Genomic DNA, 17,111 nt, shown 5'->3' with positions numbered 1-17,111 from the left:
GGATTCCTCGTGAGGCTTGCGGGCGCTACGCGCCGGTCAGGGCGGCGCGGTGCGCCGTCAGTTTGTCGAATGCCCAGCAGATGTCGCGTTCCATCGCGGCGCGGGCCGCGTCGGCGTCGCGCCGCGCGATGGCCTGCACGATGGCGGCATGGAATTCGGCCGACGGCCGTTCGTCGGAATGCATCAGCTCGCGGGTGGCGCGCAGGTACGGGCCCGACTGCAGCCAGAGGCTTTCGATGGTGGCCATCATCGAGTCCGAGCGCGCGGCGCGGTAGATCGTGAAGTGGAACAGCTGGTTGTTCTCGAGGCCGTCCGGCACCGAGCGCGGGTCCGCCAGCGATTGGCCGATCTGGGTGGCCAGGCCGCGCAGCGACTGCAGTTCTTCGTTGGTGATGTGCTCGACCGCCCAGGCTGTCACGGTGCCTTCGATCAGCACGCGGGCGCGCCGGATATCTTCCAGGCGCGCGCGGGAAATGACCGGCACGCGCATCGACCGGCTTTTCATCGGCTCGAGCGCGCGCTGGGCTGCCAGCCGGCGCAGCGCTTCGCGCACCGGCATGGCGCTGGTGCCGAAGGCGTCGGCCAGTTCCTGGATGCCCAGGACTTCGCCGGCGGCGTAGTCGCCCCGCATCAGGTGGTCGCGCAGCCGGCGGTAGACGGCTTCGTTGACCGAGGTGTGGACCAGGGGTTCCAGGCTGCGAGGGGCGGGCATTTAGATCTTTGATCAAAAATCAAAGACGCTAATTTGCGCAAAAAACCCCGCGCCGCCTATCCAGGTTTGCCCTTAGGGCTGGACGGGCGGCGCGGGGCGGGGAGTGGCGTCAGCGCGCGGCGGCCTGGGCCTTGAACACCTGCCGGTACTTGTGCAGCAGCGGCTCGGTGTAGCCGTTGGGCTGGGTCAGCCCCTCGAACACCAGGGCGCAGGCGGCCTGGAACGCCACGGAGGCATCGAAGCGGCCGGCCATGGGCTGGTACAGCGGGTCGCCGGCATTCTGGCGGTCCACCACCTGGGCCATGCGCTCGAAGGTGTCGCGCACCTGTTCGCGGGTGGCGATGCCATGGCGCAGCCAGTTGGCGATGTGCTGGCTGGAAATGCGCAGCGTGGCGCGGTCTTCCATGAGCCCGGTGTTGTTGATGTCGGGCACCTTGGAGCAGCCCACGCCCTGGTCGATCCAGCGCACCACGTAGCCGAGGATGCCCTGCGCGTTGTTCTCGAGTTCGTTGCGGATGTCTTGCGGCGACCAGTCGGCCGGGTTGCCCACCGGCACCGTCAGCAGGCCGTCGAGCAGTTCGTCGCGCACGCTGGCCAGGCGGGTGACTTCGAGCTGCTGCTGCACCGCCGCCACGTCGACCTGGTGATAGTGCAGCGCGTGCAGCGTGGCCGCGGTGGGCGATGGCACCCAGGCGGTGTTGGCGCCCGCCTTGGGGTGGGCGATCTTCTGTTCGAGCATGGCCGCCATCAGGTCGGGCATGGCCCACATGCCCTTGCCGATCTGGGCGCGGCCGCGCAGGCCGCAGTCCAGCCCGACCAGCACGTTGTTGCGTTCGTAGGCGGCGATCCAGGCGCTGGACTTCATGTCGCCCTTGCGCATCATCGGGCCCGCTTCCATGGCGGAGTGCATTTCGTCGCCGGTGCGGTCCAGGAAGCCGGTATTGATGAACACGACGCGGCCGGCGGCGGCCTGGATGCAGGCCTTGAGGTTGACGCTGGTGCGGCGTTCCTCGTCCATGATGCCCATCTTGACGGTATGGCGCGGCAGGCCCAGCAGGTCTTCGACGCGGTCGAACAGCTCGTTGGCGAACGCCACTTCGGCCGGCCCGTGCATCTTGGGCTTGACGATGTACACCGAGCCGGTGCGCGAATTGCGCTTGCTGGCGCGGTCCGGCAGCGCGGCCAGCGTGGTGACCACGGCGTCGAGGATGCCTTCGGGGATCTCGTTGCCGTCGGCGTCGAGCACGGCCGGGTTGGTCATCAGGTGGCCGACGTTGCGCACGAACATCAGCGAACGGCCGTGCAGCGTCAGCGTGCCGCCGGCCGGCGCCTGGTATTCGCGGTCGGGGTTGAGGCGCCGGGTGAAGGTCTTGCCGCCCTTGGCGACTTCCTCGGCCAAGTCGCCTTTCATGAGGCCGAGCCAGTTGCGGTAGACCAGCACCTTGTCGTCGGCGTCGACCGCGGCTACCGAATCTTCGCAGTCCATGATGGTGGTGAGGGCCGCCTCGACCACCACGTCCTTGACGCCGGCCGCGTCGGTGGCGCCGATGGCGTGGCCGCGGTCGATCTGGATCTCGATGTGCAGGCCGTTGTGCTTGAGCAGGATCGCCCGCGGCGCCTGCGCGTCGCCCTGGTAGCCGGCGAACTGGCCGGGCTGCTGCAGGCCGGTGGCCCCTTGCGCCAGCGCGACGCGCAGCTGGCCGTTCTCGACGCTGTAGCCGGCGGCCTCGGCGTGCGAGCCCTGCGCCAGCGGCACGGCCTGGTCCAGGAAGGCGCGCGCCCGCGCGATGACCGCCTGCCCGCGCTGCGGGTTGTAGCCCTTGCCGTCGTCGCCCGGCGTGGGCGGGATCGCGTCGGTGCCGTACAGGGCGTCGTACAGGCTGCCCCAGCGCGCGTTGGCGGCATTGAGCGCGTAGCGCGCGTTCGACATGGGCACGACCAGCTGCGGGCCGGCCTGCTCGGCGATTTCGGCATCGACGTCGCGCGTCTGCGCCTGGACCGACTCGGGTTGCGGCAGCAGGTAGCCGATCTGTTCCAGGAAGGCGCGGTAGGCCGCCAGGTCTTGCACCGGGCCCGGATGGGCGGCGTGCCAGGTGTCGAGTTCGCGCTGCAGGCGGTCGCGTTCCGCCAGCAGGGCGCGGTTGCGCGGCGCGAGGTCGCGCACCAGCGCGGCGAAACCGGCCCAGAAGCGGTCGCTGTCGATGCCGCCGGCGGGCAGCGCTTCGGCTTCGATGAAGCGGTGAAGGACGGCCGCCACTTGCAGGCCGTGTTGCTGGATACGTTCAGTCATGCGGATCTCGGAAGAAAATCGGGCCAACCGGCGGCGCCGGCATGGGAGCCTACATCATCGGCGCTGGGACGGCCGCTGTCCATATCCGGAACGCCTGGTCATACCAGTTTATTTTTCGTGGATTTGCGGAAACCGGTCTTTTTATGGTGTGATTTCATCTACTTATCAAACCTCCGCCAGCATCCCGGGCACCCGGGGCGCCAGTGGTAATACCAGTTGGACGGACATGGATACTGCCACGGCGGCCAGCGGCCGCCAGGTCGCCGACGAGGTGGCCGAACGCATCGAACGCCTGATCATGGACGGCGTGCTCAAGGCCGGCCAGGCCCTGCCCTCCGAACGCCGCCTGACCGAAAAACTCGGCGTCTCGCGCACCGCGCTGCGCGAGGGCCTGAAGCTGTTGCGCGCGCGCGCCATCATCCATACCGAGCACGGCAAGGGCTCGTATGTGGCGCCCATCTCGCAGGTGGACGCCGGCCCGCTGGTGCATCTGTTCCACTCGCAGCCGCGCACCCTGTACGACCTGCTGGAGGTGCGCGCCCTGCTCGAAGGCGAATCGGCGCGGCTGGCCGCCATCCGCGGCACTGAAGCCGATTTCATCCTGATCCGCCGCCGTTACGAGGAAATGACCGCCGCGCACGGCCGGGACACCGACGTGGCCACCCATGCGCACCTGGACCACGCCTTCCACCTGGCGGTGTGCGAGGCCTCGCACAACCCGGTGCTGACCCACACGCTGCAGTCGCTGACCGACCTGATGCTGGGCTCGGTGTTCGCCTGCGTCAACAACCTCTACCACCGCGAGCCGCACAAGCGCCAGATCGACCGGCAGCACGAGCGGGTGTTCAGCGCCGTGATCGGCCGCCTGCCCGACCAGGCCCACAAGGCCGCCACCGACCACGTCAACAGCGTGCGCCAGAGCCTGAGCGAAATCGAGCAGGAAGAGCAGCGCCTGGTGCGCGCCACCCTGCGGCTGGAAGGCTGGGCCTAGGGCCAGTGCGGCGCTCCTCCTTTTAGCGCGAGCAGGCCCCAGGATCAGGCGGCCAGCAGGGCGTCGAGCCGCTGGCCCGCGTAGACGCGGCCATGGCGATTGGCCAGCAGCGCATCGAGCGGGATGCTTTCCTGCCCGACGAAGCCGCGCTGCGGCAGGACGCCCTCGACCACCAGGTCCAGGGCCGTGCAGATGCCGGCGGCGGTCGACAACTGGATCGCGCTGAGGGCGTGGCCATCGACCGTGTCGCCGTGGATGTGCGCCGAGTACGCTTCCTGCAGCAGCCGTCCGCCGCGGTACCCCGACGCCGTGGCCAGGATCACGATGACATCCTGGCCGGTGGCCGGGATGGCGCTTTCCAGGATGTCCTGCAGCAATTCGCGGCGCTCGCGCAGGCGCAGGTCATTGAGCAGCAGCTTCATGATGGCGCAGTGGCCCGGGTAGCGCACGGATTTGTAGTCGACGTTGCGGGCCTGGCCCAGCAAGGTCTGCGGCAGCGTCCCCAGCCCGCCCGAGGTATTGAAGGCCTCGTACTCGACGCCGTCCAGCGTGAAGGTCTCGTAGCCTTCCATGGGTGGCACCTTGACCAGTTCGCCGTCGACCAGCGCCTCGCATGGATTGCAATACTCGTTGATCAGCCCCTCGGTGCTCCACGTAAGGTTGTAGCGCAGTGCATTGGTGGGATAGCGCGGCAGGGCGCCGACCCGCATCCGCAAGTCCAGCAGCGTATCGAAGCGGCGCGCCAGGTCGTTGCCGACGATGCCGATGAAGCCCGGCGCCAGGCCGCACTGCGGCATCAGCACGGCACGCGCGTCGCCGCCCAGCGCGTGGATGGCGTGGGTGCTGGCCACATCTTCGGTCAGGTCGAAGTAATGCACGCCCAGCCGCGCGCACAGGCCGGCCACGGCCACGGCGCGATGGAAAGGCAGCGCATTCAGCACGGCGTGGCGGCCGGCAATGGCGGCCTCCAGCGCGGCATCGTTGTCGATCTGCGCGGTCTGGCATCCCAGCGCCGCCACGGCGTCCAGCCGGGACGGGTCCTGGTCGGCCACGCATACGGCGTAGTCGCCGGTGCGCTGCAGCAGCAACGCGATGGCGAAGCCGATCTTGCCGGCGCCCAGGACGGTGATGGCGTGTTGCGTACGGGACATGGCAGGCTCCAGAAAGGACGTGGGGTGCCTTTATGCTAGGGCCGATCCGTGTCGATATGTACGATACAGAGTGTCGATATGGTGTGAAATTGCCGTTGAAATGACGGAATCTCGGGTGATATGTTCGGAACCGGGTCCGTCGCCCTGGCGTCAGAAGCGCACAGGCCTTCCCGGGGGAAGGCCTGTGCGCTGCGCGGCGGCGGGCGGCCGCCCGCCATGCCTGGGAATCAGCCGTGCGGCGGGTAGTCCAGGTTGCCGAACGAGTACTGGCCTTCGGCCTTGGCTTGCGCCAGCTCGGCCTGCACCTGGGCGCGGCTCAGGTGGCTGGTGTGCTCGACGGCCTGGGGCGGGTACTCTTGCTCGCCGTAGGTGACCAGCCCGGCGGTGTGGGCCTGCGCGAGTTCTTCCTCGACTTGCGCGCGGCTCTTGCTGTCGGCCTGCACGGCGGCGGGCGGGTAGTCCAGCTCGCCGAAGGAGTACTGGCCGGTGGCCTTGGCTTCGGCCAGTTCGGCCTGGACCTGGGCGCGGGTCAGCGGTTGCGAGTCGGTTTCGGCGGCCTGGGCCCCGGCGGCTACGCCCAGGGAAAGCAGGATCGCGGTGGCTAGGGTCTTCATGGCAAACCTCCAGTTGTTGTCTAGGGATCTCGAACTGGCGGCCTATCCGCGGAGTTCGTATTTGTTTCCCGTTGACGACATTCTGGGCCGATGCGACCTAGGGATAAACCCTAGTTTTTCGAAAATATTTTTCCATTCTGCCGGCTAATCGGCAGGTGTGTGTCGAATTGATTCAGGAAACCGCGTGCCGGCGGCCCGGCGCGCGAGGCTTACTTGAGCAACTCGTCCTGGGCCTGGCGCAACTCTTCCTGGGCCTCGTGCAGCTTGCGCAGCGCCTTGTCGATGTCGTCCTGGTCGCCTTCGCGCCGTTCTTCGGCCAGTTCGGCCTCGCGCTCGCGGACCTTCTCGCGATGCTCGGCCACGGCCTGCTGCCGTTCGGCGCGCAGCGATTCGTCGCTGCACGAGCCGCGCGCCTCGGACAGGGCGCGCCGCAGGCCGGCCTCGCGCCGGCTGTTGCCCTGTGCCTGGGCCGCGGCGATGTCGTTCTCGATGTGGCAAAACTTCGCGGCGCAACCGCGCAGCGCCGTGCAGTCCTGGGCGGCCTGGGCGCCGGGCGCGCCGGCCAGCAGCGCGGCGGCCGCGGCCAGCGGCAGGCAAAGTCGGGGAAGGGACATGGGGGCTCCTGGGACAGCGGGGAAAGGGCTCAGGCCAGGGTACCCGCCAGCGCCGCGGCGATCAACAGCACGCCCGTCCAGAGGTTGGCGCGGAACAGCATGAAGTTGCGGTCGGGACGCTGCAGGTCGAAGGTGTAGAGCTGCCACGCCAGGTGCGCCGCCACCGCGACCATGCCGGCCTGGTAGCCCCAGCCCAGCCCCATGGCGTGGCCGCCCCAGGCCCACAGCGCGATCGTCGCGGCGTAGAACCCGCCGATCCACAGCTTGCCGTGGGCGCCGAAGCGCATGGCGGTCGAGCGCAGGCCCAGGCGCGCGTCGTCGCGCACGTCGACATAGGCATAGATGCTGTCGTAGCCGACCTGCCACAGCACCGCGCCCAGCCACATGGCGATGCCCGCCAGGGGCAGGACATTCTGCGTGTCCGACCAGGCCATCAGCATGCCCCAGTTGAAGCAGATGCCCAGCACCACCTGCGGCCAGTAGGTGACCCGCTTGCACAGCGGGTAGATGAAGACGAAGGGCAGCACCGCCACGGCCAGCCAGCGGCTCATCTCGTTGATGAAGAAGAGCAGCGAGCCGCACACCAGCAATTGCCCCAGCAGGAACCACACCGCGTTGCGCATGCTGAGCTGCCCGCTGGTCAGCGGCCGGAAGCGGGTGCGTTCGACGTGCTTGTCGATGTCGCGGTCGCACATGTCGTTGACCGTGCAGCCGATGCCGCGCATCAGCAGCGCGCCCAGCGAGAAGACGATCAGGCGGCGCAGCTCGGGCAGGCCGCCGGCCGCCTGGATCAGCGCGGCAATGCAGGGCAGCAGGGTCAGCCAGGTGCCGATCGGGCGGTCCAGCCGGCACAGGCGCGCATAAGGCCGCCAGGAACGGGGCAGCCAGCGTTCTACCCAGTCGGTGAAGACGATGTCGTTGAGGTCGGGAGAGGTCTGTTGCGGCGCGCTCACGATAGTCATGGACAGCGGATGGCGTGGGCGATGAAAAGATCGGGCGGCGGCGCGCCGCCGCCCGGCGGTCAGGCGTACTGCTTGATCAGCTTGCCGAGGATGGCGATGCCGGCGCGGATACGCTCTTCCGGCACCGTGGCGAAGCTCAGGCGCAGGGTGTTGCGGCGCGCCTTGCCGGCATAGAAGGGGGCGCCCGGCACGAAGGCCACGTTCTGCTCGACCGCCTGCGTCAGCAACTGGGCGCTGTCGATGTGCTCGGGCAGCGTCACCCACAGGAACATGCCGCCTTCGGGCTTGGTCCAGGTGACCGTGTCGGGGAATTCGCGCGCGATGGCGTCCAGCATGCAGCGGCCCTGGGCGCGGTAGATTTCGCGCACGGTCGGCAGATGCTGTTCCAGGAAGCCGTCCTTCACGACTTCATGGACGGCCATCTGGGTCAGGGTGGGCGTGTGCAGGTCGGTGGCCTGCTTGGCCTGGACGAGCTTGTCGATGATGCTGCGGTGCGCGGCGATGTAGCCCAGCCGCAGGCCCGGCGCCAGCACCTTGGAGAACGTGCCCAGGCGGATGACATTGGCGCCGCATTCGCCGGCCAGCGCCAGCAGGCCCGGCTGCGGCTCGCCGGCGTAGCGCAGTTCGCCGTAGGGGTCGTCCTCGATGATGGGCAGGCCCAGCTGGGCGGCCTGTTGCACCAGCGCCTTGCGGCGCGCCAGGTTCAGGGTGCGTCCCGTGGGGTTCTGGAAGTTGGGCAGCGCGTACAGGAAGCGCGCGCCCTCGGCCAGCGAGGCGGTGATGGCTTCCGGGATCAGCCCGCCGTCGTCGGTGGGGACCGGCACGTACTGCGGCCGGTACAGGCTGAACGACTGCAGCGCGCCCAGGTAGCTGGGGTCTTCGACCAGGATCTTGCTGCCTTCGTCGATGAGCACCTTGCCCAGCAGGTCGAGCGCCTGCTGCGAGCCCGACACGATGAGGATCTGGTCGGGCGCGACGTTGGCGCCGGCGCGGTTCAGGTCGTCGGCCACCCACTGGCGCAGCGGCGCATAGCCTTCGGTGGGGCCGTACTGCAGCGCGGCGCGGCCGTTGCCGGCCAGTACCTTGTCGAATGCCGCGCGTACCACTTCTACCGGAAAGCCGCCGGGGGCCGGCAGGCCGCCCGCGAAGGAAATGACCTCGGGCCGCTCGGTGACCTTGAGGATTTCGCGGATGGCGGAACTGGTGAGCTGCTTGGCGCGCTCGGAGAAGGCGCACACGGGTTCGAAAGGCTTGTCCATGGGGAATTTCGGGAAGGAAAGAACGGAAAAAGAGCAAACATTGTCCCACAACGCCGCCGCCGCGCCGCGCCGGGCGGGCGTGCCCCTAAAATCAGTTGGTTCGATAATTGCCTGTACAGTTACATTTGCCGATGTTCACCGCCGCCGAACTCCCCACCGACGACAAGCCCCGTTTCTACGCCGAACTGGCCGCCCAGGCGCGCGCGCTGCTGGCCGGCGAGGCCGACCGCATCGCCAACGCCGCCAATTTCGCCGCGCTGGCCTACCAGGCGGTGCCCCGCATCAATTGGGCCGGGTTCTATTTCTACGATGGCCGCGAGCTGGTGCTGGGCCCGTTCCAGGGCAAGCCGGCCTGCGTGCGCATTGCGCTCGACCGGGGCGTCTGCGGCGCCGCCGCCAGCCAGCGCCAGACCCAGCTCGTGGCCGACGTGCACGCTTTCCCCGGCCATATCGCCTGCGACGCGGCTTCGCGTTCCGAGATCGTGGTGCCGCTCGTGCGCGACGGCGAACTGATCGGCGTCTGGGACGTCGACAGCCCGGAGCCGGGCCGCTTCGACGACGACGACCGGCAGGGCATGCAGGCCCTGTGCGAGGTCTTCCTGGCAAGCCTGGACGGCTTCCAGTAATGTGTCCCCATTCGCGCACCGATTGATACCGCCCAGGCGCGAGGCGGCTTGACGAGAGGAGAAAAGCTTGCAGGAGCCATCCCCGCGCATGACGATCCAGCGGCCCGTCTTTTATACCGCTGCCCTATTCACCCTGCTGCTGGTGGTATTCGCTATCGCGGCGCCCCAGTTCGCACAAAGACTGTTCGACACGGTCCAGGGCTGGATCCTGGGCAACGCCAGCTGGTTCTACATCCTGGTGGTGGCGCTCATTCTCCTGGCCGTCGTGTTCCTGGCGGTCAGCCGCTACGGGGATATCAAGCTCGGTCCCGATCATAGCGAACCCGACTATCGCAATTTCACCTGGTTCGCGATGCTGTTCTCCGCCGGCATGGGCATCGGCCTGATGTTCTTCGGCGTGGCCGAGCCGGTGATGCACTTCATGACGCCGCCGGTCGGCGAGGGCGCCACGGTGGCGGCTGCCCGCGAGGCGATGAAGCTGACCTTCTTCCATTGGGGCCTGCATGCCTGGGCGATCTACGCCATCGTGGCCCTGACGTTGGCATTTTTCTCCTATCGCCACGGCTTGCCGCTGACGCTGCGCTCCGCCCTCTATCCGCTCATCGGCAATCGCATCCACGGGCCGATCGGCCATGCCGTGGATATCTTCGCCATCATCGGCACCGTGCTTGGCGTGGCGACCTCGCTGGGGCTGGGGGTGGCACAGATCAACAGCGGCCTGAATCACTTGTTCGGCCTGCCGGTGAGCGTGCCGGTCCAGATCATGCTGATCATCGCGACTTGCGCGCTGGCGACGGTGTCGGTCGCCAGCGGCCTGGACAAGGGCATCCGCATCCTGTCCGAATCCAACCTGGCGCTGGCGGTGATACTGCTGGTGTTCGTGCTGGTGGTCGGCCCCACGGTGTTCCTGCTGCAGACCTTCGTGCAGAATACCGGCGCCTACCTCTCGGATATCGTCAACAAGACCTTCAATCTCTATGCGTACGAGCCCACCGACTGGATCGGCGGCTGGACGCTGTTCTACTGGGGCTGGTGGATCGCCTGGTCGCCGTTCGTGGGGCTGTTCATCGCCCGCATCTCGCGCGGCCGCACCATCCGCGAATTCGTCAGCGGCGTGCTGCTGGTGCCGACGGGCTTCACGCTGTTCTGGATGACCGTGTTCGGCGACACGGCCATCCACATGATCCTGATCGACAAGGTCCAGGGTTTCGCCGAGACGGTGCAAAGCGATACCACGCTGGCGCTATTCGCCTTTCTTGAGCAGATGCCCTGGGGTAATGTCATTTCGTTCGTGGCCATCGCCATGGTGGTGGTGTTCTTCGTCACCTCGGCCGATTCCGGCGCGCTGGTGGTGGACTTGCTGGCATCCGGCGGCGCGGAGCGCACGCCGGTCTGGCAGCGCATCTTCTGGTCGCTGTCGATGGGCGCGGTCGCCATCGCGCTATTGTTGGCCGACGGCCTGACCGCTTTGCAGACCGCCACCATCGCCAGCGCGCTGCCCTTCTCGATCATCCTGCTGCTGGCCATGTGGGGCTTGTTCAGGGCGCTCAAGCTCGACGCCACCAAGCGCGGCATCCGCTACCAGTCGCTGACCCTGTCGCGGCCGGCACGCGGCGGGCAGTCCTGGGAGCGCCGCCTGCGCAACATGGTGATGATGCCGCGCCGCGCGCACGTCCTGCGCTTTATCGCGGAAGTGGTGAAGCCGGCCCTGGAAGACGTCGCCGAGGAATTGCGCAAGCAGGGCTACGTGGTGGAAGTCCGCGAGAACGAAGAGAATGGCTCGGCGGCGATGGAAGTTTCCCACGGCGAGTACCTGGACTTCTCCTATTCGGTGCAGCCCCAGGCCTTTGTCCGCCCGAGCCTGACGCCGAACGACGGAACGGACGAGGAAGAGCGCAAGTACTTCCGCGCCGAAGTCCACTTGCGCGAGGGCGGGCAGGACTACGACATCATGGGATGGAGCCGGGACGCCGTCATCGGCGACATCCTCGACCAGTACGAACGCCATCGACACTACCTGCACATCGTGCGCTGAGCCAGGCGGCCGGGCGGCTGCCGGTTGACACCGGCATGGCCGCCCGGTAGATTGCCCTTATCCCGTTCGCGCATCCGTCCCATTTCCATGTTTCCGGCCCCTTGCTTCGCTGCCTGCCGCCTCGCCCCTGGCGCGGCGGCGCGTCGCATCGGCCTGAAATCCAAAAAACAGCGGCTCATCTGACCGGAGCTGGCTGTTCCGTCAGATGGGCGACGGAACGGCGGCACTCCGGCGGCGCGGCGCGCTGCGGCTTTTTCCCCGGCATCCCGAGCACTTCTGCACGGTCCCCAAGCGGTCCTCAGGAGTGTGTCATGCAAGCTTCTTCGACTTCTTCTTCATCCGCATCCGCCGTATTCCAGGGCGTCTGGATTCCGCTGGTGACGCCGTTCACCGCGCACGGCGTCGACGGCGGCGCCCTGCGCCGACTGGTGCGCCATTACGCCGCCGCGGGCGTGGACGGCCTGGTGGTGTGCGGCAGCACCGGCGAAGCCGCGGCGCTGGACGACGCCGAACAACTGGCGGTGCTGGATGCCGTGCTGGCCGAGGCCGGCCGGCTGCCGGTCGTCATGGGCCTGGCCGGCAATCACCAGGGACACGTGCTGCAGCGCCTGGCCGCGTTCGGCACCCGCCCGCTGGCGGGCGTGCTGGCGCCCGCGCCCTACTATGTGCGGCCGGGCCAGCAGGGCGCCCTGGCCTATTTCCAGACCCTGGCCGACGCTTCGCGCGTGCCGCTGGTGCTGTACGACATCCCCTATCGCACGGGCGCCGTGCTCGACACCGATACGCTGCTGGCGCTGGCCGGGCACGCCAATATCGTCGCCGTGAAGGATTGCGGCGGTTCGCTGGACAAGACCGTGGCGCTCATCGCCCACGGCGGGCTGCGGGTCATGGCCGGCGAGGATTTGCACGCGTTGTCCACCCTCTGCCTGGGTGGCAGCGGCATGATCGCGGCGGCCGCCCACATCCGGCCCGACCTGTTCGTGGCGATGGACCGGGCGGCGCGGGCGCAGCAACTGGAGCCGGCGCGGCGCCTGTTCCATGCGCTGGCGCCGGTGATCCGGCTGGTGTTCGCCGAGCCGAACCCGGGGCCGCTGAAGGCCTGGCTGGCGCGGCAAGGGCTGCTGTCCGACGTGCTGCGGGCGCCCATGCCGCGCGCCAGCGCCGCCCTGGCCGAGCAACTGGCGATGGCGGTGGCCGCGCTGGATCGCCAGTTCCCCGCGCAGGCCCTGGCGGCGTGAAGCGCGCCGCCCCGGCGCGGCGTGGCGGGAAGCCGGCGGATTGCTTATGATGCGGCCATCCTGGGCGGCTCCGGCTGGGGCTTCGGACTTTCATGGCGCATGCTTTCCAATCGCTTTCGGCCTGGCAGGTGATGGCCGCGGGCCTGCTGTTCTTCGGCGGCATCTACCTGCTGTTCGGCGCGGCCACCTGGCTGTTGACGCGCCACGTGCTGCCGGCCCTGGGCATCGGCGCCGTGCTGGATCCGCGCCCGCTCGCGCCGGGCCAGCTGCGGCGCGAACTGACGCAGTCCGGCGTCTCGGTGCTGATCTTCGGCCTGGGCATGATCTTCCCCTGGGGGCTGCTCCAACTGGGCTGGGCGCGGCTGGACCCGGACGCCGGCGCAGGCCGCATCGCGCTGGAGATCCTGGCGCTGGTGGCCTGGAACGACGTGCACTTCTGGATCAATCACCGGCTACTGCATACCCGCCTGCTGCGCCGCTTCCACCTGCCGCACCACCGCTCCGTGGTGACCACGCCGTTTTCCACCTACAGTTTCCATCCGGTCGAGGCGCTGATGCTGGGCAACGTGATCCTGCTGCCCATGGTGCTGCACGACTTCAGCTTCTGGTCGCTGTTCTCGGTGCCGCTGTTCAGCCTGTTCTTCAATTGCGTGGGGCACGCCAACTACGATTTCTTCCCGCGCGCGTCGTACGCGCACTGGTTCGCCGCCAGCCGCCGGCATCATCTGCATCACGCCTGCTATCACGGCAACTACGGGTTCCAGTTCACCTTCATGGACCGCCTGTTCCGCACGCGGCTGCCGGCCGATGCCGCGGCGGCCCCGCTGGCGCGCGGCCCGGCGGCGAGGGGCGGTTGAGCGCCGCGTCCGGGCCGCCGGCCCGTCGGCCCCGCGCGCTGCGCCACTGGCGCGACGCGCAGAGCCTGGCCTACATGGCCGCGCTGCCCGCGCTGGCCGCCTGGCAATGGGTCCATGGCGTGCACGCGCTGCTGTACGGATTGATGCTGTTCCTGACGCTGGGGGTCGGCGTGATCCACCACAACCACACCCATCTGCGCATGTGGCGCCGGCGCTGGGCCAACCGGGCCACCGACCTGGCCCTGACCGTGCTGCAGGGGCACCCGACCTTCGTGTTCTTTCCCGCCCATGCCGGCAACCATCATCGCCACAAGCACGGCGCGCGCGACCTGGCGCGCACGTATCGCTACGGCGGCGACACCAACCACCTGGCCGGCTATCTGCTGCACCCGTTCCAGGCCGCCTGGACGCTGTACCCGCTGTTCTGGCGCTGGCTCGGCCGGCTGCGCCGGCATCGTCCCGGCGCCTGGCGCTACTGCCTCTGGCAATACGCCGCCTGGCTCGGCCTGTGGGGCGGCCTGCTGGCGGCCAACCCCGGCAAGGCGCTGGTGCTGGTGATCCTGCCGCAGTTGCACGGCCTGCACTGGCTGCTGGCCACCAATTACCTGCAGCATGCGCACGCCGACGGCGGGCCGCAGCGCCACGCGCGGCTGACTTACGCGCGCAATTTCGAAGGCCTGGTCAACCCGCTGCTGTTCAATATCGGCCTGCACACCGCGCACCACGAGCATGCGCGCGCGCACTGGTCGGAACTGGCGCGGCTGCACGCCGCGCGCTATCGCCACTGCATCGATCCGGCGCTGCTCGAACCCGGGCTGGCGCCATACATGCTGCGCGTGTTCGTGCTCGGGCTGGCCTGGCCGCGCTGCCGCAGCCGCTCGCTGATGCGCCCGGAACACATCGCTCACGAATAGGAGCCCCGTTCTTCCATGCCTGTTGCCTTTGACCGTGTCTACCTGGAAAGCGCCGGCTATTTCATGCCGGGCGAGCCCGTGGCCAACGAGGACATGGACCGCTACATCGCGCCCCTGAACCGCCTGTCCGGCCGCATCAAGCAGCGCATCCTGGCCGAGAACGGCATCAAGCAGCGCTACTACGCCATCGACGCGGACGGCAACACGCGCTGGACCAACGCGGCGCAGGCCGCCGGCGCCATACGCGACTGCCTGCGCCGGCAGGATCGCGGCCTGGCCGACGTCTCGCTGCTGGCCTGCGGTTCGTCGGGCGGCGACGCCTTGATGCCGGGCTTCGCCAACATGATCCAGGGCGAGCTGGCGGCTCCGCCCATGGAAACCCTGTCGGTGCACGGCATCTGCGCGGCCGGCGTATCGGCCGTCCAGGCGGCGGCGCAAGGCATCGAGCTGGGCGCGCATCGCCATGCGCTGGCGGTGGCCAGCGAAATGCCGTCGCGCCTGTTCAAGCGCTCGCGTTTCGCGGCGCGCGGCTACGACGCCGACTTCGACGCGCATTTCCTGCGCTGGATGCTGTCGGACGGCGCCGGCGCGCTGTTGCTGGGCCAGCGCGGCGCGCCGGTTCCGGGCGCGTCCACCGGCGTGCGGCTGCGGCTGAAGTGGATCCACCAGCGTTCGTTCTCGGGCGACTATCCGGTGTGCATGCAGCTGGGCCTGCCGGCCGGCGGCGGCCGGGGCCACCTGGACTACCCGTCCTGGGGCGAGGCCGAAGCCGCCGGTGCGCTGGCGCTGCGCCAGGACATCCGCCTGCTGCCGCACCTGTTCGATATCGGCGTGCATGAGTACGCCGGCCTGGTGCGCGATGGCTGGGTCGACCCCGGCCGCGTCGACCATTTCCTGTGCCATTACTCGTCCGAGAAATTCATCCCCGTGGTCGAGGACCTGATGGACAAGGCCGGGCTGGCCATCGCGCGCGAGCGCTGGTTCAGCAACCTGGCGTGGCGCGGCAACACGGGCGCGGCGTCGATCCTGATCATGCTGGCCGAGTTCCTGGAAACCCGCGCGCTCGAGCCGGGCCAGCAGGTGTTCTGCTACATCCCCGAATCGGGCCGCTTCATGACGGCCTACATGCTGTTCGAGGCCGAGGCCGCCGATGCCGCCGCGCGCGTCCCGGCGGCGGCGCCGGCCTCTGCCGCGGCCATGCCCGCCGCCACGCTGTCCGACGACGCCGCCGCCATCGCGCCGCCGCACGATCCCGCTGTCGCGCCGCAAGGCCTGGGCCCGCTGCTGACCGAGCTGGCCTCGATCTGGCACGACTACCGCTCGCGCGTGTGGCGCACGCCGGTGGTGCGCAAGCTGCGCGAACGCCGCTTCACCCCGGACGACTATCTGAACTGGATGGCGCACTGGATCCCGCAGGTGCGCGAGGGCAGCAAGTGGATGCGCGAAGGCGCGGCCTCGCTCAGCGAGGCCTACCGGCCGCTGGCCGAGCTGATCGGCGTGCACGCCGGCGAAGAGCAGGACGACTTCCAGATCCTGTTCCAGGACTACCGCAAGGCCGGCGGCGCGGTGGCCGATATCGACGCGTTGCGCCGCAATCCGGGCGGCGAGGCGCTCGATGCCTATCTGCACGCGCTGGCCGCCACGCGCGACCCGGTCGGCCTGCTGGGCGCCATCTACATCATCGAAGGCACCGGCCAGCGCATCGTGCCGGCCTTGCTGCCGTTGCTCAAGGCCAGCCTGGACCTGCCGCCGGATCGTTTCCGCTTCCTCGAATATCACGGCCACAATGACGAAAACCACCTGGCGCGCTGGCTGATGGCGGTGGAACTGGCGCTGGACATGGACGAGCACGGCCAGGCCGAGCGCCGCATCGTCGATACCGCCCGCCGCACCGCCGCGCTCTACCTGATGCAGTTCCATCACGTGATGGAGGCCGACCCCGCATGACGTCCCGCCCGCCCGAGTTCCTGACCCGCGAACACGATCCCGCCGACCCCAGCCCGTGGCTGGCCCTGTACCTGGATCGCAGCACGCCGCTGCCCGATGACGTGAAAGAGGCCTGGCTGGCCGACTCCAGCAGCGGCTCGCGGCAGTACCTGCTGCCTTTCCTGCGGCCGCTGGCGCGCGCATTCATCATCCTGATCCAGGTGATCAAGACGTTCCTGCCGCGCCGCTGGTCGCACTCGAAGCTGCTGCACCGCATCCTGGCCTGGGGGCTGGAGCACTTCGTCTCGCCCGAGGCCAACTGGCTGATCCTGCGCCACTTCCACCTGGGTTCGCAGATCCTGGCGTTCATCGGCCGCAACGCCCCCGTGCCGGTGGCCACCACGCCGCTGGAGCCTGCGCGCATCGCCGACCTGAAAGACGAAATGTTCGTCAAGCACGATCTCAACCTGTTCAATTTCGTGATCCGCCTGAACCGCGCGCAGCGCGAGGCCGGCACGTACATGCAGGCGCCGCCGCGGGTGGATTTCTCCATGTTGCGCGACCCCGGGTTGCGGCTCGAGGACATGCCGCGGCGGCGCCGCAATTTCCTCGACCTGCAGAGCGCCATCGAGCTGTTCACGCCTCTGTACCAGCTGATGCTGACCGACAACGACTTCTGGCGCGCCGCCAACTCGCTGCAGCTCGACGAGACGGTCGGCATCTATGCCGCGCAGATCCTGGGCGCGCCGCAGCACCTGATACTGGTCAACAACAAGCACCCGCTGGTGCCCATGTCGACCCTGCGGGCCGGCTACCGCCTGGTGCTGCATGGCCTGTCGACCGAAATGCTGCACAGCCTGCTGATGCAGATGAAAGCGGAGTCCGAGGCGCCCGCGGCCGGCCCGGCATAGCGCCAGCAGTC

15 protein-coding genes are annotated in these 17,111 nt (G+C 68.6%); 8 read left to right on the top strand and 7 right to left on the bottom strand.

Translation table 11 applies throughout. The annotated features are described in order from the left end of the window. Positions 1 to 25: 25 nt before the first annotated feature. Positions 26 to 712 carry a GntR family transcriptional regulator gene (locus CAL24_RS23120; protein ID WP_028354485.1) on the bottom strand — a complete coding sequence of 229 codons (687 nt, stop codon included), beginning with the start codon at positions 710 to 712 and terminating at the stop codon, positions 26 to 28. 109 nt (positions 713 to 821) lie between these two features. Then, a complete protein-coding gene (locus CAL24_RS23115; protein WP_094808040.1) occupies positions 822 to 3,002 on the bottom strand; it encodes a malate synthase G in 2,181 nt (726 codons plus the stop codon). 226 nt (positions 3,003 to 3,228) lie between these two features. Between CAL24_RS23115 and glcC the strand changes: the two genes are divergently transcribed. After that, a complete protein-coding gene (gene glcC / locus CAL24_RS23110) occupies positions 3,229 to 3,993 on the top strand; it encodes a transcriptional regulator GlcC (protein ID WP_028354483.1) in 765 nt (254 codons plus the stop codon). Between the two features lie 44 nt (positions 3,994 to 4,037). Here the strand turns inward: glcC and CAL24_RS23105 are convergent, their stop codons facing one another. The 5 genes from CAL24_RS23105 to CAL24_RS23085 form a co-directional block, all read right to left on the bottom strand. Continuing rightward, positions 4,038 to 5,144 carry a saccharopine dehydrogenase family protein gene (locus CAL24_RS23105; protein WP_094808039.1) on the bottom strand — a complete coding sequence of 369 codons (1,107 nt, stop codon included), beginning with the start codon at positions 5,142 to 5,144 and terminating at the stop codon, positions 4,038 to 4,040. 227 nt (positions 5,145 to 5,371) lie between these two features. Continuing rightward, positions 5,372 to 5,758 carry a DUF4148 domain-containing protein gene (locus CAL24_RS23100; protein ID WP_094808038.1) on the bottom strand — a complete coding sequence of 129 codons (387 nt, stop codon included), beginning with the start codon at positions 5,756 to 5,758 and terminating at the stop codon, positions 5,372 to 5,374. Between the two features lie 209 nt (positions 5,759 to 5,967). After that, positions 5,968 to 6,372 (bottom strand): DUF1090 domain-containing protein, encoded by a 405-nt coding sequence (locus CAL24_RS23095; RefSeq protein WP_094808037.1) that lies wholly within the window; start codon positions 6,370 to 6,372, stop codon positions 5,968 to 5,970. A gap of 29 nt (positions 6,373 to 6,401) precedes the next feature. Next, complete coding sequence (ubiA, locus tag CAL24_RS23090; RefSeq protein ID WP_028354479.1) at positions 6,402 to 7,325, bottom strand: 4-hydroxybenzoate octaprenyltransferase; 924 nt, start codon at positions 7,323 to 7,325, stop codon at positions 6,402 to 6,404. Between the two features lie 68 nt (positions 7,326 to 7,393). Then, the gene (locus CAL24_RS23085) at positions 7,394 to 8,593 is read right to left on the bottom strand and encodes a PLP-dependent aminotransferase family protein (protein WP_028354478.1); all 1,200 of its coding nucleotides are present in this window, start codon (positions 8,591 to 8,593) and stop codon (positions 7,394 to 7,396) included. A gap of 131 nt (positions 8,594 to 8,724) precedes the next feature. On the opposite strand from CAL24_RS23085, the gene CAL24_RS23080 reads away from it, so the two are divergent. The 7 genes from CAL24_RS23080 (at position 8,725) to CAL24_RS23050 (ending at position 17,100) form a co-directional block, all read left to right on the top strand. Continuing rightward, the gene (locus CAL24_RS23080) at positions 8,725 to 9,219 is read left to right on the top strand and encodes a GAF domain-containing protein (protein ID WP_028354477.1); all 495 of its coding nucleotides are present in this window, start codon (positions 8,725 to 8,727) and stop codon (positions 9,217 to 9,219) included. Between the two features lie 88 nt (positions 9,220 to 9,307). Continuing rightward, the gene (locus CAL24_RS23075; protein ID WP_212591757.1) at positions 9,308 to 11,254 is read left to right on the top strand and encodes a BCCT family transporter; all 1,947 of its coding nucleotides are present in this window, start codon (positions 9,308 to 9,310) and stop codon (positions 11,252 to 11,254) included. A gap of 311 nt (positions 11,255 to 11,565) precedes the next feature. Continuing rightward, positions 11,566 to 12,492 (top strand): 4-hydroxy-tetrahydrodipicolinate synthase, encoded by a 927-nt coding sequence (gene dapA, locus CAL24_RS23070; protein ID WP_028354475.1) that lies wholly within the window; start codon positions 11,566 to 11,568, stop codon positions 12,490 to 12,492. 92 nt (positions 12,493 to 12,584) lie between these two features. Next, a complete protein-coding gene (locus tag CAL24_RS23065; protein ID WP_028354474.1) occupies positions 12,585 to 13,349 on the top strand; it encodes a sterol desaturase family protein in 765 nt (254 codons plus the stop codon). A gap of 74 nt (positions 13,350 to 13,423) precedes the next feature. After that, positions 13,424 to 14,263, top strand: a complete 840-nt coding sequence (locus CAL24_RS23060; RefSeq protein WP_081760400.1) for a fatty acid desaturase — start codon at positions 13,424 to 13,426, stop codon at positions 14,261 to 14,263. Between the two features lie 15 nt (positions 14,264 to 14,278). After that, a complete protein-coding gene (locus CAL24_RS23055) occupies positions 14,279 to 16,210 on the top strand; it encodes a StlD/DarB family beta-ketosynthase (protein WP_094808035.1) in 1,932 nt (643 codons plus the stop codon). Beyond that, positions 16,207 to 17,100 carry a DUF6999 family protein gene (locus CAL24_RS23050; RefSeq protein ID WP_094808034.1) on the top strand — a complete coding sequence of 298 codons (894 nt, stop codon included), beginning with the start codon at positions 16,207 to 16,209 and terminating at the stop codon, positions 17,098 to 17,100. Before CAL24_RS23055 ends, CAL24_RS23050 begins: the two co-directional genes overlap by 4 nt. Positions 17,101 to 17,111: the final 11 nt, after the last annotated feature.

The sequence above is a fragment of the Bordetella genomosp. 2 genome (assembly GCF_002261345.1).
Classification (GTDB): domain Bacteria; phylum Pseudomonadota; class Gammaproteobacteria; order Burkholderiales; family Burkholderiaceae_B; genus Bordetella_A.
This window is presented reverse-complemented; position numbering and strand designations above follow the sequence as displayed.